Origin of the sequence: Brevibacillus migulae (assembly GCF_004521915.1) — a bacterium.
GTDB lineage: Bacteria > Bacillota > Bacilli > Brevibacillales > Brevibacillaceae > Brevibacillus_F > Brevibacillus_F migulae.
The window spans coordinates 391708-411156 of sequence record NZ_SDKD01000001.1 but is presented as its reverse complement, the minus strand read 5'-3'; the positions used below and the strand labels follow the sequence as shown (position 1 = coordinate 411156).

The 19449-nt window shown below is 51.6% G+C and carries 21 protein-coding genes; 5 read left to right on the top strand and 16 right to left on the bottom strand.

The genetic code is table 11. From position 1 onward, the window contains the following. Positions 1 to 51: 51 nt before the first annotated feature. Positions 52 to 255 carry a hypothetical protein gene (locus EIZ37_RS01955; protein WP_134682854.1) on the bottom strand — a complete coding sequence of 68 codons (204 nt, stop codon included), beginning with the start codon at positions 253 to 255 and terminating at the stop codon, positions 52 to 54. Between the two features lie 23 nt (positions 256 to 278). Beyond that, on the bottom strand, positions 279 to 1106 hold the full coding sequence (locus EIZ37_RS01950) for a LysR family transcriptional regulator (RefSeq protein WP_134682853.1): 828 nt from the start codon (positions 1104 to 1106) through the stop codon (positions 279 to 281). Between the two features lie 122 nt (positions 1107 to 1228). Here EIZ37_RS01950 and EIZ37_RS01945 point away from each other — a divergent pair, with 122 nt between their 5' ends. Next, the gene (locus EIZ37_RS01945; RefSeq protein ID WP_134682852.1) at positions 1229 to 1792 is read left to right on the top strand and encodes a DJ-1/PfpI family protein; all 564 of its coding nucleotides are present in this window, start codon (positions 1229 to 1231) and stop codon (positions 1790 to 1792) included. An 89-nt stretch (positions 1793 to 1881) separates the two neighbouring features. Here EIZ37_RS01945 and EIZ37_RS01940 read toward each other — a convergent pair whose 3' ends face one another. Both EIZ37_RS01940 and EIZ37_RS01935 read right to left on the bottom strand, forming a co-directional pair. Beyond that, positions 1882 to 2361 carry a DinB family protein gene (locus EIZ37_RS01940; RefSeq protein WP_134682851.1) on the bottom strand — a complete coding sequence of 160 codons (480 nt, stop codon included), beginning with the start codon at positions 2359 to 2361 and terminating at the stop codon, positions 1882 to 1884. Positions 2362 to 2465: 104 nt separating this feature from the next. Beyond that, complete coding sequence (locus EIZ37_RS01935) at positions 2466 to 3161, bottom strand: aspartate/glutamate racemase family protein (protein ID WP_134682850.1); 696 nt, start codon at positions 3159 to 3161, stop codon at positions 2466 to 2468. Between the two features lie 145 nt (positions 3162 to 3306). On the opposite strand from EIZ37_RS01935, the gene EIZ37_RS01930 reads away from it, so the two are divergent. The 4 genes from EIZ37_RS01930 to EIZ37_RS01915 all read left to right on the top strand — a co-directional run bounded on the left by EIZ37_RS01930 (position 3307) and on the right by EIZ37_RS01915 (position 7162). Next, positions 3307 to 4209 (top strand): LysR family transcriptional regulator, encoded by a 903-nt coding sequence (locus EIZ37_RS01930; RefSeq protein WP_134682849.1) that lies wholly within the window; start codon positions 3307 to 3309, stop codon positions 4207 to 4209. Between the two features lie 12 nt (positions 4210 to 4221). After that, positions 4222 to 5097 carry a metal-dependent hydrolase gene (locus tag EIZ37_RS01925; protein ID WP_134682848.1) on the top strand — a complete coding sequence of 292 codons (876 nt, stop codon included), beginning with the start codon at positions 4222 to 4224 and terminating at the stop codon, positions 5095 to 5097. Positions 5098 to 5121: 24 nt separating this feature from the next. After that, on the top strand, positions 5122 to 6315 hold the full coding sequence (fliB, locus tag EIZ37_RS01920) for a flagellin lysine-N-methylase (RefSeq protein ID WP_134682847.1): 1194 nt from the start codon (positions 5122 to 5124) through the stop codon (positions 6313 to 6315). Positions 6316 to 6595: 280 nt separating this feature from the next. Next, positions 6596 to 7162: a GNAT family N-acetyltransferase gene (locus tag EIZ37_RS01915; protein ID WP_134682846.1), complete on the top strand. Its 567-nt coding sequence runs from the start codon at positions 6596 to 6598 to the stop codon at positions 7160 to 7162. A 94-nt stretch (positions 7163 to 7256) separates the two neighbouring features. Here EIZ37_RS01915 and EIZ37_RS01910 read toward each other — a convergent pair whose 3' ends face one another. The 12 genes from EIZ37_RS01910 to EIZ37_RS01855 form a co-directional block, all read right to left on the bottom strand. Beyond that, positions 7257 to 7727: an NUDIX domain-containing protein gene (locus tag EIZ37_RS01910; RefSeq protein ID WP_134682901.1), complete on the bottom strand. Its 471-nt coding sequence runs from the start codon at positions 7725 to 7727 to the stop codon at positions 7257 to 7259. Between the two features lie 85 nt (positions 7728 to 7812). Continuing rightward, positions 7813 to 8226, bottom strand: coding sequence for a DUF4259 domain-containing protein (locus tag EIZ37_RS01905; RefSeq protein ID WP_167568612.1), 414 nt, complete (start codon positions 8224 to 8226; stop codon positions 7813 to 7815). 160 nt (positions 8227 to 8386) lie between these two features. Continuing rightward, a complete protein-coding gene (locus EIZ37_RS01900; protein WP_134682844.1) occupies positions 8387 to 10075 on the bottom strand; it encodes a DUF4127 family protein in 1689 nt (562 codons plus the stop codon). A gap of 39 nt (positions 10076 to 10114) precedes the next feature. Beyond that, a complete protein-coding gene (locus EIZ37_RS01895) occupies positions 10115 to 11455 on the bottom strand; it encodes an FAD-dependent oxidoreductase (protein WP_134682843.1) in 1341 nt (446 codons plus the stop codon). A 16-nt stretch (positions 11456 to 11471) separates the two neighbouring features. After that, on the bottom strand, positions 11472 to 12329 hold the full coding sequence (locus EIZ37_RS01890; protein ID WP_134682842.1) for a carbohydrate ABC transporter permease: 858 nt from the start codon (positions 12327 to 12329) through the stop codon (positions 11472 to 11474). Continuing rightward, positions 12319 to 13257 carry a carbohydrate ABC transporter permease gene (locus tag EIZ37_RS01885; RefSeq protein ID WP_134682841.1) on the bottom strand — a complete coding sequence of 313 codons (939 nt, stop codon included), beginning with the start codon at positions 13255 to 13257 and terminating at the stop codon, positions 12319 to 12321. Before EIZ37_RS01885 ends, EIZ37_RS01890 begins: the two co-directional genes overlap by 11 nt. A 2-nt stretch (positions 13258 to 13259) precedes the next feature. Continuing rightward, positions 13260 to 13952: a hypothetical protein gene (locus EIZ37_RS01880; RefSeq protein WP_134682840.1), complete on the bottom strand. Its 693-nt coding sequence runs from the start codon at positions 13950 to 13952 to the stop codon at positions 13260 to 13262. A gap of 74 nt (positions 13953 to 14026) precedes the next feature. Beyond that, positions 14027 to 15319 carry an ABC transporter substrate-binding protein gene (locus EIZ37_RS01875; RefSeq protein ID WP_134682839.1) on the bottom strand — a complete coding sequence of 431 codons (1293 nt, stop codon included), beginning with the start codon at positions 15317 to 15319 and terminating at the stop codon, positions 14027 to 14029. Positions 15320 to 15419: 100 nt separating this feature from the next. Further along, a complete protein-coding gene (locus EIZ37_RS01870) occupies positions 15420 to 16175 on the bottom strand; it encodes a response regulator transcription factor (RefSeq protein ID WP_134682838.1) in 756 nt (251 codons plus the stop codon). After that, positions 16147 to 18006 carry a cache domain-containing sensor histidine kinase gene (locus tag EIZ37_RS01865; protein WP_235827861.1) on the bottom strand — a complete coding sequence of 620 codons (1860 nt, stop codon included), beginning with the start codon at positions 18004 to 18006 and terminating at the stop codon, positions 16147 to 16149. Before EIZ37_RS01865 ends, EIZ37_RS01870 begins: the two co-directional genes overlap by 29 nt. 189 nt (positions 18007 to 18195) lie before the next feature. Then, positions 18196 to 18789 carry a YdeI/OmpD-associated family protein gene (locus EIZ37_RS01860; RefSeq protein ID WP_134682837.1) on the bottom strand — a complete coding sequence of 198 codons (594 nt, stop codon included), beginning with the start codon at positions 18787 to 18789 and terminating at the stop codon, positions 18196 to 18198. A gap of 166 nt (positions 18790 to 18955) precedes the next feature. Continuing rightward, a complete protein-coding gene (locus tag EIZ37_RS01855) occupies positions 18956 to 19435 on the bottom strand; it encodes a GNAT family N-acetyltransferase (RefSeq protein WP_134682836.1) in 480 nt (159 codons plus the stop codon). Positions 19436 to 19449: the final 14 nt, after the last annotated feature.

Genomic DNA, 19449 nt, shown 5'->3' with positions numbered 1-19449 from the left:
GACTAGGTTCGGATTATAATTCCCAACCTTTCATTATCTTACCATATTTATTCAATCTCCACCACCGCCGCCACCACCATCTCCACCGCCTCCGCAATCACCGGAGTCCCATGATGAACCGCTGTCGGAGCCACTGGAGTAACTGCCGCTGTCAGCGTGTGATCGGGAGCGGCTTCGGTTTCCCTCTTTAGAAAGGACACTGACGAAAATGATAACCCCAATCACAATGCCCCAAAAAATGATTGCGCCATCCATGTCTCCACACCCCTTTTAAAAGATTACTTTTCCTTGCAAAAGTGATCGAGCAGCAGCCAAAGGCTTTTCGCCAGTTTTTCGGCGGGCCGCGTCAACAAATGAATCAAGACATCGGCATCGGTGAGTCTGTTTGTGTCTTCCTTGAACAAGCCCATCCTGCGCTCGCGGGCGATCGAGGGAGCAAGAACAATGCCGCATCCCAGGCCAGCAAGCACCCTCTGCTTGACTGCCTCGGTCGTATCCGCATAGATCACTTCGCCCGTAAATGCCTCGCTCCATTGCTGGAGAAAAGGAGTCTCTTTCGTCAGGTAGCAGCGCTGGCTTCCCACGTCCTGCGGCGATTCAATCATGACCCACTCACTCTCCCGAAATCGGGTGATACGCAGACCTGCATGATCATGGGGAACCGTGCAGGCCACCCCCAGATCAATCTGTCCATCTTTCACCGCTTTTTCGATCTCATGTTCGCGCAGCGTACGCAGCTCGACCTTGATCCCCGCATGATTGGTCTGGAAGCCGGCCAAAATGGGCGGCAGCAAATAGGTAGCAATACTCTCCGCGGCACCTACTATCAACTCTCCCCGCCGTCCTTCCTGATAATCATTCATCTCACGCCGCATCTGTTCCTCCATGGCCAGGATCCGTTCGGTATGTGCGAGAAAATGACGGCCGGCATCGGTCAGCATGATCCCTTTGCTATGGGAAAGAAACAAGGTGATCCCCCATTCCTCCTCCAACCGTTTTAACTGCATGGAAATGGCGGGCTGACTGACGTGCAGGCGCGCTGCTGCCTCCGAGATGCTTTTTGAGCGGGCCACCTCTGCGAAAAGCGATAATTGTCTCGTGTTCATCCAAAAGCTTCCTTTGCTATAAGCTTTTTGTTATATGTTTTTAACAGATTATATATTGGAATTATACCATTTTTTGTGTGATCATTCGTGTGTAAAGATGGAGGAAAGACTGAGGTGGGTTCATGAAAATTGCCTTGATCGCTTTTGATCAATTTACGGATCTTGATTTGTTTCTCCCATGGGATCTGTTAAACCGCGTTCGAATTGAATGCGGTGTTGCAGACTGGGAGGTCTCGATCCTCGGAACGGCCGCTTCGCATGTATCCATGAGCGGACTGCGCATCCCGGTTACAGGCAACATCGAGGAAGCTGCGGATGCCGATGCGGTTGTATTTGGCAGTGGAAAGGGGGTAATTCCGCTGCTTGCCGATCGGGACTATCTTGCTCGCTACTCTCTCTCGCCTGATCGCCAGCTCATTACCGCGATGTGCTCCGGCTCTCTGCTGCTTGCTGCCCTTGGCCTGTTGCAAGGCAAAAAGGCGACCACTTATCCGACACGGCGGACAGCATTAGCCGGCTATGGCGTGGAGGTCGTGGACAAGGATTTTGTCACAGATGGACGGATCGCGACAGCAGCTGGCTGCTTGGCAGCAGTCGCATTATCCCGTTGGCTGATCGCTGCCCTGCACAGCGAGGAGCTGGCAAGCCGGGTGCTTCAGACGGTGCAGCCCGTAGGCCAGGTGTAGCGGGGGAAAAAGGGTGCCCTGCGTTCAAGGACACCCTTTTCCATGCTTGCTATTCCATACGAATCGATCAATCAAGAGTTTCAGCATAATTAGAGACCCGTGCTCGTCTCATGGATAAATGCTTCGATCTGCTGACGGTGATGGAGATCATGGTCAATCAGACCTTTGATATACTGCGCCAAATCGCGTTCCTTGCCATTGATCGTAAAGACGCCATAAAAATCGTCATTGGACAAAGCCTCCAGACAAGCGGTCAGCTGCTTGCGGACCTGCTGGCATTCCGCGATCAACTGCTCTTTACCGACTTGTGTGCGCGCATAGTTCGCAGCCTGCCCGTTGATCTCCTCCGTGCTCACATTTCCACCCGGCAATGCTGCGCCCGGCTTCATTTGCGGCAAACGCTCTTCCAGGACGTAGCGATCCCAGGCGATCAAATGTCCGATGATTTCCGCGGTCGACCATTTCCCTGCGGCGATCGGCGCAAGCCAGAGGTGATCAGGCTGTGCTCGCAGCCCTTCCACCCATGTGGCCAGTGATGCGAATTGTGCCAGCAATTCTTGCTTGTTCACTTATCATCACCTCTTCTGAAAAGTAGCTTCTTACAGCTAAGGAAGTCGCTTCCTTTCTCAGAGTAGCCTGATCATTCAAACAAGTCAACATGCGTGCTGCCCTGTCAAGCTTCTCCCAAGGCGTACGCCACCGCTTGCATCGCATGCAGGTAAGTAGTATCGAACAGTGGGATCGCTGTATCCTTCTCGCCAATGAGCAGTGTGATCTCCGTGCAACCGAGAATAATCCCCTCTGCCCCCTGAGCAGCCATGTCGTCGATGATGCGCAGATACGCTCTCTTGGACTCCTCTCGTATCTCTCCCAGACAGAGCTCCCCAAAGATGACGCGATTGACAAGCTCCCGGTCTTCTTCCCCCGGTATCAATACCTCTAGGCCATGCTCACGCAAACGGCCTTTGTAAAAATCCTGTTCCATCGTATAGCTTGTCCCGAGCAGCCCTACCTTTCTCAAGCCTTGCGCTTGAATAGCGGCTGACGTGGTGTCTGCGATATGAATCAGCGGAATCGAGATCCTCTGCTGGATGGAATCCGCAATCTTATGCATGGTGTTTGTGCAGACAACCAGACAGTCTGCCCCCAGCTGCTCCAAGCTTTTCGCCGCTTCGCCCAAGATGCGGGCCGCCTGTTCCCAATCCCCCGCTTTCTGACATGCCGCGATCTCGGCGAAATCCACACTGTAAAGCAGGCACTTTGCGGAATGCAGGCCACCCCGTTTCTCACGGATGGCTTCGTTGATGAATCGATAGTACACACTCGTCGATTCCCAGCTCATGCCGCCCAATAATCCGATCGTTTTCATAGCCGTTCCCCCTCGTTTCTCTCTCTTTTCCTGACAGGTAAATCATAGCCCTGCTCTTTACAGGGGGTCAAATTCCTGTTATTAATGGGACACATGAGTATTTACTCATAAAAGAAAGTCGTGACCAATACAAAGGGGTCGTGCCATGACGCTCTTTCAATTTCATGTGTTTCTCACCGTGATCGAAGCAGGCAGTTTTACCAAGGCAGGAGAAGAGTTAAGCATGACGCAGTCCGGAGTCAGCCATGCGATTGCCGGACTGGAGGCCGAGCTGGGAGTTACCCTTCTGAAAAGAGATCGCAAAGGCGTTTCGCTGACAGAAGCCGGGGAGCGTATCCTGCCTCATGTTCGCCAGGTCGTCGGCGGTATCAATGAAATCAAAAAAGAATCCGCCATGCTAAGCGGATTATCGCGAGGCACCTTGCGCATCGCCTCGTTTCCCAGCGCTGCCGAAAAACTGCTGCATGGGATGATCCAGTCGTTTCGCACCCGTTATCCCGGCGTGGAGACCATTTTATTCGAAGGGACCAACCCCGAGGTATTGGAGTGGCTTCAGACCAATGCCGTCCATGTCGGCATCGTTTCTCTCCCATGCGTAGAGATGGAGGCCATTCCCTTGACGCAAGACGAGCTGATGATTGTTCTATCCGAAAAACACCCGCTTGCCCAAGAAAGTACTCTGGCGGTGGAGGCCATCCTGCAGGATCCATTTATCCTGACAAACGGCGGCTGCGAACCGTTAATTCTCAGTATTTTTGAACGAGCCGGCGTGACTTGCAACATCCAATATGAAGTCCGGGATGTGAGTACGATTCTGAAGATGGTGCAGGAGCAAATCGGCATCACGATCCTCCCCTCCATGGCCCTGCCTGCCCGTCCATCCGCTCTTCGCTATTTGTCGGTCACTCCGCCCGCGCTGCGGCAGATCGCGCTGGCCGTGCCGTCATTGACCAAGGAAACGCCAGCCGTCTCCGCTTTTCTGCAGCATGCGCAGCAATGGATCAAAACGCATCCAACCTATAAAGAAGCTTGGCTGCCTTTTCGCTAGGAGGGGAAATTTATGGATACCATCACTCATGCCTTGTTTGGACTCGTCCTGTATCGTACCATCGATAAAGGGATCATGAGCAAAGAGATGAAACGCTCCCTGCTGTTTACATCCGTAGTGGGCAGTGAGATCCCTGACATTGACGTCGTTTCCCAGCTGTGGGATACGGGCGGCCGCTATATGATGTGGCATCGCGGCATTACCCATTCCGTGCTGTTGATCCCTTTATGGGCGGCTTTATTGACGCTGCTCTCCGCATTGTTTTGGCAAATCAAGAATCTGGGCTTCCTGAAAAAGCTTTTTGGGCTGGGCCTGCTTGCGGTGTTCATTCACGATACAAGCGATATTTTTAATGCCTGGGGTACGGGTTATTTCGAGCCTTTCACCCAGACGAGACTTACCTTTGGCACGGTTCCAATTGTCGACCTCACCATCTGGGTCATCGTCGCAGGCGCCTTTTTGACCGCGCGCTTCAGTCGGCTCTCTGCCACCCGGATTTTTCGAACGGCAGCGTGCCTCATCCTCCTGCAGTTTGCTTCCCAATCCTTGCAGGGGTATGTCATTTACCAGAGCATGAAGGATCAATACGAACAGACTGTGCTTTCTGCCAGTTTTGTTCCCGGATCCTTTCAGGTCATCGGGAAAAAACCGGGAATGATTGAAATCAGTGAGGCGACCATCTGGAGTGATCCTCGCTTGATCCATGCCATTCCGACGAATGACGACGCTGATTTGACACCGCTTTTTGCAAAAAACCCGGAAGCGAAAACGCTGTACGAATGGGCCCCTTTTGTCGCTGTCGTGGAGGATGAGAAGCGCTTGGCTATTTTTGATCCGCGCTTTTACAGCCGCGGGGAATCCTTTTTGTATGAGTATATCGAAAAGTAACCATCGGCAGGAAAGGAAGAAACCATGAAAACAACTGGCATGTCTGCAGACTATCTGCAATCATTCGAATGCACCGGCTCAGCTTGTGAGGATACGTGCTGCTCCGGCTGGGGCGTCAGTATCGATAAGCGGACATTTGATAAATATAAATCGCTGCAGGATAAAACGTGGAAGCGCAAATTGACTTCCCACATTTACCGCAACAAGTACGAAACTACCTTTTCTTCTTATGCCATGATCAAAATGGAGAAAGGCAGCTATTGTCCGTTTCTGAACAAAGATCGGCTTTGCTCGATCCAACTGTCTTTGGGCAGCTCGTACTTGTCCAAAACCTGTGCCGGCTATCCGCGACAATTGAACAAAGTATTCGAAAGCTATGATTCGTCCGCCGTGCTGTCCTGTCCGGAAGTTGCCCGTCTCACCCTCCTGCGGCCAGAAGGTCTCACCTTCTCGCCAGCCGTGAACGAGATTGAGCCCAATCCATTGATCGACAAGCTGGTGGAGGATGAAGGATTTCGCGGGACCTTCGAGCAGATGCGCACCTTCATCATCAGCCTACTGCAGAACCGCAGCATGCCTCTTCATGCGCGGCTTCTCTTGCTGGGACATTTTATCCTGGATCTGGAGAGAGCTATCGAGGAAGATGGCGATGGGCCGATATTGGAAACGATCGCACACTGGCAGTCTGTCATCGACCATGAAGAGTGGCAGGAACTTGTAGATGCTTTGCCAGTTGATGCGCATGAGCAATTCAGAATGCTTTTGTCCATCGTCGAGGATTATTTGGCTCATACGGAAGTGACGAGTCAGCGTTACATGGAATGCTACCAGGAATGGGCCGAAGGGATTCGCTATGACGTGGACAACTATCAACAGGCGGAGCAAACCTACTACGCTTCGTTTTTGGAAGAGCATGCGTATCTTTTAGAAAATTACGCGGTTCATTACGTCTTTACCCAGCTGTTCCCGTTTTCTGTCTTGGGAGAATCCCTGTACGCAGATTATGTCTTGCTGATCTTGCACGTGGCCTTGATCCGTTTCCATTTAATCGGCCTGGCTGCCTACCATAAAGGCTTGTCCCCTGAGCAGGTAGTTACTCTTGTGTACACATTTGCCCGCACCTATGAGCATGACAGCAATTTTTTCAAAAACATTCTCCACTATTTGCGCGAGAAGCAATGGGATACGCTCCCGAATATGTCGATTCTACTGCGATAAACACAAAAAGGACCGAGCCCCCTTCGTCTGTGAAGGGCACGCTCGGTTCTTTTTTATTGGTATTGCTGCATCAGCATTTGTCGCCAAGCTGTCAAGGATTCTTCCGGCTCTCGGCGATTTAACGAGGTAAAATCGATGTAATGAAGAAATCGTGGGCTGCTATCATTGGATGTTTGAATTGTTTTCATAAAATATATTTTATTTTTCAATTATAGTTTTCTGCGATACTATGGAAAATACAGGATCTCATTTAAACAATTTGGAAATGAGGAATTTGTGTATGAATGTTCGTCTCGAGGGAAAAAAAGTTGTCCTGCGTGACATCACCTTGCAAGATGTGGAAGAACTCTACTATTGGGATTACCTGGCGGAGGACAGGGAGCATTTGCAATGGAATGGTCCGTATAAGCCCCTTCCGCCTGCTACGGTATATGATTACTATGTGAAATATAAGAATGATCTAGAGATTGCGGGCACCGACCAGCCGCGGCATCGGCTGATCATCGAAATCGATGGGAAGCTGAGAGGAGTAACTGGACGTTATTTTATCGACGAAGTGACGAACTGGTTTGAGATTGGCCTGGCGATCTTTGATTCCCGCTATTGGTCGGGCGGCTATGGTACGGACGCATTCCAGATGTGGATCGATTATCTATTCACTCATGTGGATACGGTTCGTTTGGGGATCGGCACCTGGTCGGGCAATGAGCGGATGATCGGGTTGGCAAAAAAGGTCGGGATGGTAGAGGAAGCGCGGGTGAGAAAGGCGCGGATCGTGCGCGGGGAGTATTACGATGCGATCAAGATGGGGATCTTGCGGGAAGAATGGGAAAGTCTTCGTACATAAGGCGGGGAAGTAAAGGAAAAAAGGGCGACAAACCCCGGCACCCTCATCGATGCATCCATGTATCGCCCTTTTTCTCCCTGGCTCTTTCATTCTTTTACTGAAAGATTGTTTGTTGAGTTGATTTCGGATCAAACAGTTCCAATGGATACGGAAGTTGAAAAGCAGGCAAAGAAGCTGAAGAAAAGTACCGAAAATCCGCTGCTTCGCCGTCGATGGCTTGCAGCTTTCCTTCTTGCACTTCACATTCAAAAACGAAGATGATGTACTCAACCTGATTTCCATCCGGATACGTCCAACGAAACTCTTTACCGCCACATACTCCACGTAAATGTTTCGCTTTTACCCGTAATCCCGTTTCTTCCCACACTTCGCGAACTACGGCTTCCGCAGGTGTTTCTCCGGGTTCAATCGCACCAGCAGGAATGCCCCATGTATGACTGGTCGCGTCAAGAATGAACAGGATTTCACCTAGCTCATTGCGAATGATCGCAGCTGCACTCGGGCAGAAAATCAGCTCGGTTCCGATTCTTTTACGAAGTTTTTTGTAATAATCGGACATAGGCATATCCGCTGTACCTCCCATCATTACATTCATCGGCAGTTATCCCATCACTGCGACCTCTTGGATGTTTTACTCGATTACTCCGCTTCTAGCGTAACCGCCGCTCCAAATCTAGCAGCAATTCGTCCCACTTCCGAAATTCTTCCGCGTCCATCCAAAGGTCTCGAAGCTCGGAATCCAATCTTATTCTGTTCACTACTTCTAGTGCGAGTGGGGTCAGTTCTTTTTCTTTTCCTTTTCCTTGATACCTGGCAATCCATTCAACGAGGTCCTCGATCTCGCCTTCGTTGTTCTTAACTTCATGCCCGGGTTTTCCTAGTAATGCCGCGATTATTTCGGAAGCTGCAAGAGCTTGCACGGATAAATCCGCATCCAAAAACTCTTCTACTTTTGCTTGTTCCAGCGTTTCTCTCACGAAAGAAAGATCACTTCCTTCGAGCAGTTCATATTTCCAATCTATCGCCTGATCATTTTCAAAAAAGCCAATGCCCCATGCTCCCATTCCTCTCCACTCCTTTCTCCACTTTTTCCGCAGTGCGATGACGGCCTCATATTCATCCGAAGCATACGCGCGAAAACTCATCGACCGAACCTCTTCCGCCCTCAAAAAGGGAGAATCCCTTCCTACACAAGGTAAGGAAGAGATTCCACGGAACAACCGTTTATTCCTTTTCCACAGTCACCTGCGGATCGACAAATACTTCGAACAACCGCTCCCAAGGCAGTCGGATGTCCACGTCATCGAGGTCAACAATCTTGCCGGTAAACGTGTGGTTTCCCCGCTTGCTGATGATCAGAGACCGGTCTGCAAATTTCTCCTCATACCAATCCTCTGCTTTTGGCGTGAGTTCTTCTTGCACGAAATCATTGACCTCTTCAAAATCCTCTCCCAGTCCCCATTCGTTGCCGTTCAGCTCTTTCACCAGCTCACGCGCTTCGGGCATGACTTCATTGCGGTAATCATGGTCATTGACGAAGGAAGAGAGCAGCAGGTTCACATGGGCCTGGGCAGCGGAGATGGTCAGTGGTTCGCCGAATTGATTTCCCTTTTGCAAAAAAGCGCTGCGCTGCAGAGCTTGCCCCAATGCGCTGCCCATATTGTTGCCTGCCGTCCCCCATGCGGTATAAGCGAGCAGCTGCGGGATGTCCACTTCGTCCTGCAAGCGTTCGATCAGATCAGGGTCGGATTTGTTCGTGATCGTCACATCGGTGATGGCAACGTGCTTCCCATCTTCCAGATGTTCGTTGATCGCTTCCACAAAATCATCCAGTGCCTCTCTTCTCTCGGCATTGCTCTGGCCGCTTTCCCGCGGCGTGTTCACCATGAGCACCAAATCGGCGTCATCCGCATCGTCTACCGCTTTACCGCCAGCTGCGATGATATGCTTTTCCACACTTCGGTCAAACGTCGTATCCTCAAATGGAGCCGTCCAATCGCTGCCATCGATGCCGGAGTATGCAACAGCCACCTTGGGATGAATCCGCAGTTCTTCCAGGGAAAGCCTGCTGACCAGTACCGTGCCGACTTCATCCGCGCCTGGGAAAATCGCGGTACGATCCTCCACACCCAGCTCCTCGGCTTTTTCCGTCAAAGCTTCCCGTTCGGCCCGATGCAGACCATGCGGAGCGGCATCATCCTGAGCGAGGACCAGATAATCGATCGTGCCATCCTCGACCCATTCGATCAGCAGGGAGTTGATTTTGTGGTTTCGCGCACGGGCTTCCAGATAGCCTTCCAACACCGCTTCGGGAATCTCTTCCTCCAGCTCCTCTAACCGTTCCTGCTTTTCGGTCATGCCCAGATTATGCACCTCATCATACAAAATCGCCCACTCGCGAATCTGTTCATAATATTTCAGCGTTTCCGGATCCGTGGCGGTGACGGCCAGACGCTGGATGGTGTCGAAGACGTAGATCGGTTTGTCCGGCTCTGCTTTCCGAAGGCGCTTGATCGCTTTGATGTTGTCCAAGGCATCCTCATAGGATTGTTCCGGCGTACGCGATGCCACCAGACCGCCGTACGCCAGCATGCTGACGGAAATCACGGAGCCATCGACTTCATCCGCTTGGTCCAGCAGCCATCCGCCAATCTCCTCACCATCGCCCGGGGTGGTAAAATGGCCGAGCATCTCGTCATCCGGCATGATGGTTTCCACGCCTCCTGCCTGAGCTGCCGTCTGAGGGAAATACGTATTCACGGGTCGATCATCGAGCGGCACCAGAGCGATTTTGGCGACCGGCTTCGGGGAAGAATTTTTCGCCAACACCGTGCCGGCCTGTCCAAACGGCAGCACACCGGTCATCAGCGTTGCCAGGGCGACAAGCGTCACCCAAGATCTTTTTCTCTTCATGATTACGAGACACTCCCTTCAAAGTGAAATCGCATTTCTTCAGAGCACGGCGTCCGCATGGCGTAAGGTGTCTTGCAGCAAGGGGACTTCCAGCTGGCGAGGGATCGAGCCATGCTTGCAGGCGAGCGCAGCTGCGGTACCTGCTGCCTGCCCCGTTGCCATGCAGCTCGGGGTCAGTCTTGTGGTCGCCAGCGCTTCGTGCGTGGTGGAGATGCAACGGCCTGCCGCAAGGAGATTGTCGACAGACTTCGGAAGCAGGCAGCGGTAAGGAATATCGTAGGCCCCTTCCCCCTCGATGTCTGCGGCAACCACCCCTTTGCCAGACGGGTCATGGATATCCACGGGATAGCCGCTGCGGGCGATCACATCCGGGAACCTTCGCCCCTGTACGACGTCCTCGATGGTCAAGCTATATTCACCGTTGATCCGCCGCGTCTCCCGGATGCCGATCTGCGCGCCGACAGCGGAGATGGAGGCTTGCGCAAAACCCGGGATCGACTTGCGCAAAAATTCAGACATCATGAACACCTGCCTGCGCCCTTCCTCCTCGGCCGCTGTCAGATCCTCGACATCGGTGCCATCCAATCCCTGCACCCTCGTGCAATTGATCAAGACCTCATCCTTCTCCGGACCGGTAAAGAACAAGACTTGATCGCGATTGATCGGTACCCCGGACGATTTCCATTGGGGGTAGAATCCTTGCACACCGGTGAGCGGCAACCCAGGCAATTCCGCAATCGGCGTCTTGTGATAAAACTCTTCCGGATGCTCCAGCATATACTGCTTCACCTGATCCAGATCGACGCCCCTCATCCGGAATTTCATGGTCATCGGCTGTGTACGCCCATCGCTGCCCCGCCCTTTTAGCGTAGGCGCTCCCGCCAGATACGCGAGGTCCGCATCCCCCGTTGCATCGACGAACATCCTGCCCTTGACCTGGATCCGCCCGGATTTGCTCGTGAGCTGCACCGCTGTGATTTGTTCGCCGTCCTTTTCCAGGGTATCCACAAAGCTGTGTACCAACAGCTTCACCCCGGCTTCCTTGAGCATCTCCACTGCGAGCAGCTTGTAGATTTCCGGATGGTACGGCGTGACTGTATGCACGAAGCCGACCGTATCCCGCAAATGTCCCGGAGAGCCCCCTCTTTCCTGCAAACGCTCCACAATCTCTTGGGCAATCCCGCGGATCACCTGCTCCCCTTTTTCCGTATGAAAGGTCATCCATGGATACACCAGCGCTGCCGTAGACATCCCGCCGAGAAACCCATAACGCTCGATCAGGACCGTCTTTGCTCCCACTCGCCCGCTTGCCAATGCGGCGTTGATTCCGGCAGGGCCTCCCCCGACCACGACGACATCTGCTTCGATCACACGATTCATCCGTTATCCATCCTTTCTAATCCTTCATTCCCGTCATGGAGACACCCTCGATAAATTGCTTTTGCGCGAAAAAGAAGACGATCAAGAGCGGCAGTGTCGCCATCACCGAAGCGCTCATCAGATGGTGCCAGGCCGTGCCCGCTTCGTCCGTAAACAATGACAAGGCCAAGGGCAGCGTCATCAGCTCGCGATCATTGAGGAAGATCAACGGGTCATAAAAATCATTCCAGCTCGTCAAAAAGGTGAAGATCGTCAACGTAGCGATCGCGGGTCTGGCCAGCGGCAGCATGATGCTCCAATAAATCCGCCAGCGCGAGCAGCCGTCAATCATCGCGGCTTCCTCCAGCTCTTTCGGGATCGCCAGAAAAAATTGCCGCATCACGAATATGCCAAAAATCCCCCCTGCTCCGAAGATGGGCAGCACAATCAGCGGTACGTGGGTATTGATGAACCCCAGCATACGCATAAACAAAAACATCGGAATCGAGGTCACTTCATTCGGTATCATCATCGTGCTGAGCAGGATCAGGAACACCAGATTGCGCCCCTTGAATGGAATCCGCGCAAACGCGTAGCCTGCCAGCGAGGCGAAGAAAATCGTCCCGATCGTGACCAGAACGGCGATATAGAGACTGTTCCAATAGAACAAGTGAAACGGCGTATTTTCCAAGACCTCGGTGTAGTTTTCAATGCGGATCGATGACGGAAAAAACTCGGGCGGAAAGACAAAAATCTTGGCGGGTTCTTTTAACGATGTGGAAAGCATCCATAAAAAAGGGACCAGCATCAACAAGGAAACAGCCGCCAGCACGGCATAATAGAAACCGATGCCGATGCCTTTGCCGATTGGCAACGCAGGACGCTTACTCTTCATGGAATACCCACCTCTTTCTGAACTGCCACTGCAAGAGCGTAAAGACCATGATGATGAAGAAGAGGACAAATGCCAGCGCCGAGGCATAGCCGAATTCGAAATTTTTGAATGCTTTCTCCCAAATATAGTAGACGAGCACCTTCGTACTGTTATCCGGGCCGCCTTGGGTCATCACATAGATCTGGCCAAATACCTTGAGAGAGCCAATGATGGTTAACAAGGTGGTCAAAAACAGCGTGGGCGTGATCATCGGGATTGTAATCTGGAAAAACTGGCGGGTACGTCCGGCACCGTCCATACGCGCAGCTTCGTACAAATGGGTCGGCACCTGCTGCAGGGCGGCGATGAACAAGACCATGTTCAAGCCGACATTTTTCAGTACGCTCGTCACGATCACCACCGGCATCGCCAGCTGCGGATCATACAGCCACGACGGACCAGTCACGCCGAACAGCTGCAGGATCTGATTAATAAAGCCGGAATCCGTCGCGAACATGTACTTCCAGACGATCGCCCAGACGATCAGCGAGGTCATCACCGGGACGAAAATGGCGGTCCGAAAAATGCCAATGCCCGGCATCTTTTTCGCCAAGAGCAGTGCCAAGCCAAGCGCCAACACAATGTTCAGCGGGACAAGCCCAGCCGCAAAGGTAAAGGTATTGCCGATGACCAGCCAAAACTCGCGATCCTGAAAAATCGTCCGATAATTGTCCAGCCCGATAAAATGTGCTTCGCCAAGCACTGGCCAATCGGTAAGGCTCATGTAAAACGCCATCAAAAGCGGCCCCAAAAGCAGCAGTACAAACCCGAGGACCATCGGACTGATGAATAGCCAGCCAGTGAAGTTGGCTTCCCGGTTCATGCGATTGGCTTTTGCCTTTGTCTTGCCCTTTTGCGGAGCGAGGGGTAGATTCAAGTTGCTGTCCATGCCTATTCCTCCCGATCGATGGCCTGTCGGAAAGCAGCGATCGTCCTGCGTATCTCATCCGCCGTTTTTCCCATCGCGACTGCTCCCACGAGTAGACCACGAATACCAGTATCCCGCAGCACCGGAATATCCGCTGGCGTGACCCGTCTTTGCGTCGGCACGATGACCGGGATCTGCGCCTTTTTGACGAGGTATCGGTACTTCAGCAAATCAGCGAAAGACAGCGGTGTTCCGTATTCACGTCCCGGGATCACCGATGCTTCCAATGCTGTCATCGGAAAGTCTTTTGCCACTTCCAGCAGATTCAAATCAAATTGATCATGGATCGCAAATGTGCTGGCTACCCCGCTGAGCTTCAATAGAGCCGGAGACAGATGATGCCCGTAAATGGAGGTGAAATCGATGCCATAAGAAGCGAATTGCTCTGCTTCTGTCGGATTCACCTCATTGATCGATCCGCCGGGCACAATGCCAAATGGCCCTTCAAACAGATCGCGAATCGCTCTGAATGGCTCCTCGTAGTGGGAGAGTGGTCCAAAGCGATTCCCGCTGGCTCGATGAAACACATTAATATGCACTTTAAGCCCATCTGCTCCTTCCGCGATCGCCGCTTTTGCCAGCTCTACATCATTTTGCGGAAGGCTAACCATGAGGAGAAATGGTTTGTCCTGAAGTGCCTGCTCGAATCGGTTCATCGCATTGCTCCCCCTTTTCGCCACGACGATCTGCTAGGCACAGACCGCCGTGACTCTCTTGTTCTATCAACGTCCTATTGCTTTAACAGCGGATTCACTTTTTCTTCCATCGTTTTTACGATATCCTCTGGCTGTGCCGTTTGGCCAAACAACTGGTCAAAACCTGCCAGGATCGCGTTGTCGATTTTTTGCCACTCCACATGTCCCGGCTGCAAACGAGCTTTCGGCATTTCCTCAATCACCGCTTGCTTGATATGCGCCGGATCGGGGTTGCCTGGCTGGTTCAAAAATTGATCGGAGTTGAGCACGGACAGTCTCGGTGGCACGAAGAAGGATGATGTCGCTTGGATTCCTTCCACGCTGGCCAGGAATTTGAGCAGCTCTTTCGCCTCCTGTGGATGCTTCGTCCCTTTGAAGATCGAGTACCCCGCCTGCCCCAGCATCGGCGCGGAGCCTTGCGAACCGGAAGGCATCGGCGCGATATCCCATTTGAAGTCCTTAATCGCCCGGGCTTTGGACACGTAGCTGTATACATCAAAGAACATCCCGATCTTTCCTGCTTCAAAGCTAACCTGTTCGCCAGCCTTCGGATGCGAGCCGTCTGTAAACATCATGCGCTGCAGCATGTTGAGGGTTTCCACGCCATACTGATCATTCCATGTAAATTGATTCATCTCTTTGTTGAAAGGACCGCTGCCATTGGACCATGCATAGGAAGAGAGCAGGATCCATGTTTTCCAATCACGGAAGAAGTTGGCCCCATACACTTTGCTTGCTCCCGTGCCGCTGGTAATCGCCTTCGCCGCCTTTTCGAATTCCTCCCACGTCCATTTGCCTTCTTTCGCCAGATCATTGGGCGATTTCAGGCCTGCCTTGTCAAACAGGTCCTTGTTGTAAAACATCACAGATGGCGGGGTGGAAAAAGGAAGTCCGTACAATTTGCCGTCCTTTTGGAACAGCTCGAGCGTAGACGGGATCATGTCATCCAGCTTGAATGCGGCGTCCTCTTTCACATCGGATACATCTTCGAGGATGCCGTTCGCCATGAATTGCGGAACCATCCGCTCCGACACCCACCCGAGATCAGGCAGCTCCTGTCCTGCTGCCAATACCGTGATTTTCTGCTGATAATCAGGGAATGGAACCGACTCCAGCTTGACTTTGATGTTGGGATGAGTCTGGTTAAATTGCTGGATCAGCTTCTCATAGAGCTCGAGGTGCGTCTGATTGCCCCAAGTCATGAAGGTCAGCTCTACCGGCTCATTGCTTGGTTGGGCCGGTTGATTGGGACTGGTCGCCGTATTGCTGCAGCCGAATGTAAACGCTGCCATCAATACCGTTAACACCATGACAATTGCCTTTTTCATCGAATGCCCCCCTTTTTTTGCGTTTTCTCTCGTTATGGATCAGTATAAAGTTTGTGTAATATTCAGATAAATCACTTGAAATACAGGTTTGGTACGGGATTTAAAGATCTTCACTGACTGCGCGATCCCGATAGCTTCCCGGAGTCATCCCCACTTCTTTTTTGAAGATGAGCATGAAATGCTTGGGGCTCTGGTAGCCGACCAGCCGGGAGATGTCATACACTTTCAGGCTTGTCTCCCTCAGCAGCTGTTTGGCCCGGTTCATGCGCACGCTGGTGACATAATCGGAGAGATTTTCACCCGTTTCCTGCTTGAAGAGCTGGCTGAGATAGATCGGATGCAAATGGATGACGTCGGCCAATGTCTGCAGGCGCAAGTCGCCATCGGCATGGTTCTGGATATATTCCTTTACTTTTCTGATGATGTGGCGCTCGTCTTTTGCAGCGTCATCTTGTCCCGTTTTGGCGGTCAGGTGCCGTTTGCGGTCCAGGAACTGTTTGATCTTTTCAAGCGTCTGTGCAAGCTCGATGCGGTCGATCGGCTTTAACAGATAGTCGGCCACCCCATGCTTGACCGCCTTTTGCGCATATTGAAAATCCCCGTAGCCGCTGATGATGACAATCGGCAGCTCTTCATACATCTCCCGGATTTTGCCGATCATCGTCAGGCCGTCAATCTCGCGCATCCGGATATCGGTCACGATCAGATCGGGTATCTCCGTACGCAGATACTCCAGCGCTTCTTTGCCGTGCTCCGCTTCGGCCATGACGCGAAATTCGCTCGTTACCTGCTCAATCAATGCTTTCATCCCTTCCCGGATGACCCGCTCATCTTCCACCAGCAGCACTTTGTACATATCCGCGTCCCCCTTGTGTGATCGGTATGCTCAATGAGAATTGCGCTCCTCTCCCCGGTGAGCCATTCACCTCGAGTCCATAAGCTTCCCCGTATAGAAGAGTGATCCGTTGGTTGATGTTGCGCAATGCCGTTCCATTCCGGCCGTTTCTCTCCTCCTCAAGCTGGTGAAAAGGGATATGGATGAGCCTGCGCAATCTGGCCAGCTCATGATCATCCAGCCCTTTCCCATCGTCTTTTACTGTGATGCGCAGCTCCTGTTCATGACGTGTGACGGCCAACCAGATCGTCCCCCCGGCTTCCAGATTTTCGATGCCATGATAGATGGCGTTTTCGATCAGCGGCTGCAGCAGCAGCTTGGGGATGTACGCTCCTACCAGCTCTTCGTCTACCGCCATCTCCACGTGCAGCCGTTCTCCCAAACGTGTTTGCTGGATCCGAATGTAAGAACGAAGCGATTCGATTTCATCTGCCAGCTTCACGAACCCATCCGATCGATCGACTGTATAACGCATCAATTTCCCGAGGGATGACACCATGTCAGATACATCGAAATTTCCAGCTTTGATCGCCATCATGTTGATCGCTTCCAAGGTATTGTAGATAAAATGCGGGTTGATCTGGCTCTGCAAAGCGGCAAGCTCAGCCTCCCGCTCGCGCAAACTGATCATATACACCTCATTGACGAGTCGATTCATCTCGCCGACCATGCGGTTAAACTGTTCGCCGAGCATGCCGATTTCGTCCCGTGATGCCACCGGCACGCGCTCATGCAGGTTCCCTTTTTCCACCTGCGACATCTTTTCTTTCAAGCGGACCAAGGGCTTGCTCAGCGAATACGCAAAGTAAACGGCTAACCCTCCAGCACCGAACAGGAAGATGGCAGCGATCAGGACCGTAAAATCTCGTAAATCCTTCGATTCCTGCAGCAGCAGCTCGCGCGGAATGATACTGATGACCTTCAAGCCGGTAGCATCTGACTCATGATCAATCTGTAAATACTGTTGGCCATGATATTCCAAGGGCTGGGTGTCTCGCGAATACAGCCACTCTGTCTCGCGCAGCAAAGAGCGATAACCGGGTGTCCCGTCCCGATTCTGTTTTTCATAAAACAGCTCTGATTGCTTATTCACGATTAAGACGCTGCCCTCTTTGGTAAACGGCATATTGACGAAAAGCTGCTCAATCATGTCCATTTTCAGATCAATTTTCATGATCCCGAGCGGTTCATTGGTATTCGGTTCACGCAGTAAACGAGCTACAGCGAAGTAGGGTTGCTGATCCGTATCCAAATAGTAGCCGGGATGATGCTGCGGAATGATGACAGCCGCGCCATTTCCCTTGATCACCCTGCGATACCATGATTCTTGTCGCAGGTTTACCTTGGAGGACACCGTCGCAGGGTCCAGATTGGAAAACACGGTTCCATTCGCGGAGATGATCTGGATGCCTTTTACTTCGGGTCTGCTGTAAGTGAGGCTGGAAATATACAGGAACATCTTTTGGCGTTTGTCCGAAGAGAGAAAGAAGGAAGCTTCTTGATTCGCACGCAGCTCTTTCAAGATCGCGATGATGCTGTTGTCATAGAGCGGGGTCAAAGAGAGGCGCTTCATCTCCGCCAGATTTCGATCCAGGTTTTGATTGATTTGATGGACGATCTGCGATGTGTATTCGACGGTTCTGGCTTCCGTAGAGGTGGAGAATCTGCTGTAGGTGATCATGCCCTGCAGGCTGAGCGGGATAGCAATGAGGCATAAAAACAGCGTGAGCATTTTCGTGCGGAGCGTGATTCGCGGCAGAAAAGCGGATAGTCTTTGCGGCGGCTCTGACAATGGGATCCCCTCCTATCGCTTTGCGTTTGTGCTTGCAAAATGTTGCTTATTTCGATCAGCGGGAAGGGGATTCCTTTTACCTGCACATAAAATTATTTTCGTAAAGATGGTTGCTGAATGTGTACTGCCCCCACGAAAAACAGGAGCTTACGTTTTGCACATAAGCCCCTGTTCGTTCAAGGAGATATCCTAATCTTTCAAACCCTTTCCGTCGAGGATTTGCTGCACATATTTTTCAACCCTTGACTCACGGGTTTTGGATTGCTTGGGTTCAGAAAAATAAAGTATGTATGCTCTTTGGCGTCCCGGCGTCAATGCTTCGAAAGCCGTTTTCAAGGCAGGGATTTCAGTGAATTTATTGTGAAGCTCTTCAGGAATCTCATATTCTGAATTCTCTTTAAGTTTCACTTCCAGACCGGCTTTTTCAACTTCAATGGCTTCATGAATATAAGCTTTCAAGATGGACTCCATCTCGACGATCTGTTGAATATTGGTGAACCGAATCTGGCGCGCTGCCTGTACATTCTCCGTTTGCTGGACCAGAATCCCATGGGTATCCTGTAACAGGGCGCCTTTGTGAAAAAGAAGCGCACAATATTCTTTAAATCCATGTATTAACACGATGTTTTTGTTATCAAACGTGTAGCAAGGGTGCATCCACTTAAAATCCTCGGTCAGCTCGCAGTCAAGGACGATACTTCGCAGCTTCTCAAATTCCTCCTTCCACTTTTTGGCTTTCCCCAAAAATTCATCAACTTTCGGATTCATTTTGCTGTTTGTCATCAAGGAACACCTTCTTCCATTTTTTGTATCGCTCCAGGCAACGGAACCAGAACCGGTGGTTGTCCAAGGTAAAGGTCAAGGAGCATCGGTAATTATACAGTATTGCCCAAAAACTAACACTCTTATGAAAATACGCCAAATAAGGGAGATAAGTTTCTTCCCACTGTCATTTGTTTGTCATCATTAATTTGAATATTTGACGTGATCCTCCTTCTGGTCCATTCGGTATGGACTGTTCAACAGGGATGAACCCGAGTCTCTGATAAAAATTTCTCGCAGCTCTGCCATCTGCGACGTCTTCCCCAAAAGTGATCATGGAAACTTCAGCGGGGACCGCGACCAGTTGCAACAGATGGCCAACGAGCGCGGTTGCGACTCCTTTGTTTCTCGCTTTTGATGACACCGCCAGCCACCCGATTTTGTATAGGGGGGCATGTGTGGCAGAAAAGAAAACCCCGCCAAGCAAGCGGGATCCAGGTAAACCGTCATGTTCCCGCACACAAAATGCCGTTTTCCGCTCGATATTTTTCTCCAATGCCTGAATAAACTGTGGATCCTCTACCATGGGACCAAAAAGATATTCGACCTCAGCGGCCAGCTCTAACCAGCCGTCTATGTCCGCTCTTGTTGCATTCACCACATTCATTCGAAATCGCCCCG

What these genes read in the sequence shown, in the direction of transcription:
- EIZ37_RS01905 (WP_167568612.1), bottom strand. Translation starts at nt 8,226, where the DNA reads ATGGGAGCATGGGGCATTGGCTTTTTTGAAAATGATCAGGCGATAGAT.
- EIZ37_RS01860 (WP_134682837.1), bottom strand. Translation starts at nt 18,789, where the DNA reads ATGACAAACAGCAAAATGAATCCGAAAGTTGATGAATTTTTGGGGAAA.
- EIZ37_RS01925 (WP_134682848.1), top strand. Translation starts at nt 4,222, where the DNA reads ATGGATACCATCACTCATGCCTTGTTTGGACTCGTCCTGTATCGTACC.
- EIZ37_RS01880 (WP_134682840.1), bottom strand. Translation starts at nt 13,952, where the DNA reads ATGAACCGATTCGAGCAGGCACTTCAGGACAAACCATTTCTCCTCATG.
- EIZ37_RS01945 (WP_134682852.1), top strand. Translation starts at nt 1,229, where the DNA reads ATGAAAATTGCCTTGATCGCTTTTGATCAATTTACGGATCTTGATTTG.
- EIZ37_RS01950 (WP_134682853.1), bottom strand. Translation starts at nt 1,106, where the DNA reads ATGAACACGAGACAATTATCGCTTTTCGCAGAGGTGGCCCGCTCAAAA.
- EIZ37_RS01855 (WP_134682836.1), bottom strand. Translation starts at nt 19,435, where the DNA reads ATGAATGTGGTGAATGCAACAAGAGCGGACATAGACGGCTGGTTAGAG.
- EIZ37_RS01900 (WP_134682844.1), bottom strand. Translation starts at nt 10,075, where the DNA reads ATGAAGAGAAAAAGATCTTGGGTGACGCTTGTCGCCCTGGCAACGCTG.
- EIZ37_RS01890 (WP_134682842.1), bottom strand. Translation starts at nt 12,329, where the DNA reads ATGAAGAGTAAGCGTCCTGCGTTGCCAATCGGCAAAGGCATCGGCATC.
- EIZ37_RS01895 (WP_134682843.1), bottom strand. Translation starts at nt 11,455, where the DNA reads ATGAATCGTGTGATCGAAGCAGATGTCGTCGTGGTCGGGGGAGGCCCT.
- EIZ37_RS01870 (WP_134682838.1), bottom strand. Translation starts at nt 16,175, where the DNA reads ATGTACAAAGTGCTGCTGGTGGAAGATGAGCGGGTCATCCGGGAAGGG.
- EIZ37_RS01955 (WP_134682854.1), bottom strand. Translation starts at nt 255, where the DNA reads ATGGATGGCGCAATCATTTTTTGGGGCATTGTGATTGGGGTTATCATT.
- EIZ37_RS01910 (WP_134682901.1), bottom strand. Translation starts at nt 7,727, where the DNA reads ATGCCTATGTCCGATTATTACAAAAAACTTCGTAAAAGAATCGGAACC.
- EIZ37_RS01935 (WP_134682850.1), bottom strand. Translation starts at nt 3,161, where the DNA reads ATGAAAACGATCGGATTATTGGGCGGCATGAGCTGGGAATCGACGAGT.
- EIZ37_RS01930 (WP_134682849.1), top strand. Translation starts at nt 3,307, where the DNA reads ATGACGCTCTTTCAATTTCATGTGTTTCTCACCGTGATCGAAGCAGGC.
- EIZ37_RS01915 (WP_134682846.1), top strand. Translation starts at nt 6,596, where the DNA reads ATGAATGTTCGTCTCGAGGGAAAAAAAGTTGTCCTGCGTGACATCACC.
- EIZ37_RS01875 (WP_134682839.1), bottom strand. Translation starts at nt 15,319, where the DNA reads ATGAAAAAGGCAATTGTCATGGTGTTAACGGTATTGATGGCAGCGTTT.
- EIZ37_RS01885 (WP_134682841.1), bottom strand. Translation starts at nt 13,257, where the DNA reads ATGGACAGCAACTTGAATCTACCCCTCGCTCCGCAAAAGGGCAAGACA.
- fliB (WP_134682847.1), top strand. Translation starts at nt 5,122, where the DNA reads ATGAAAACAACTGGCATGTCTGCAGACTATCTGCAATCATTCGAATGC.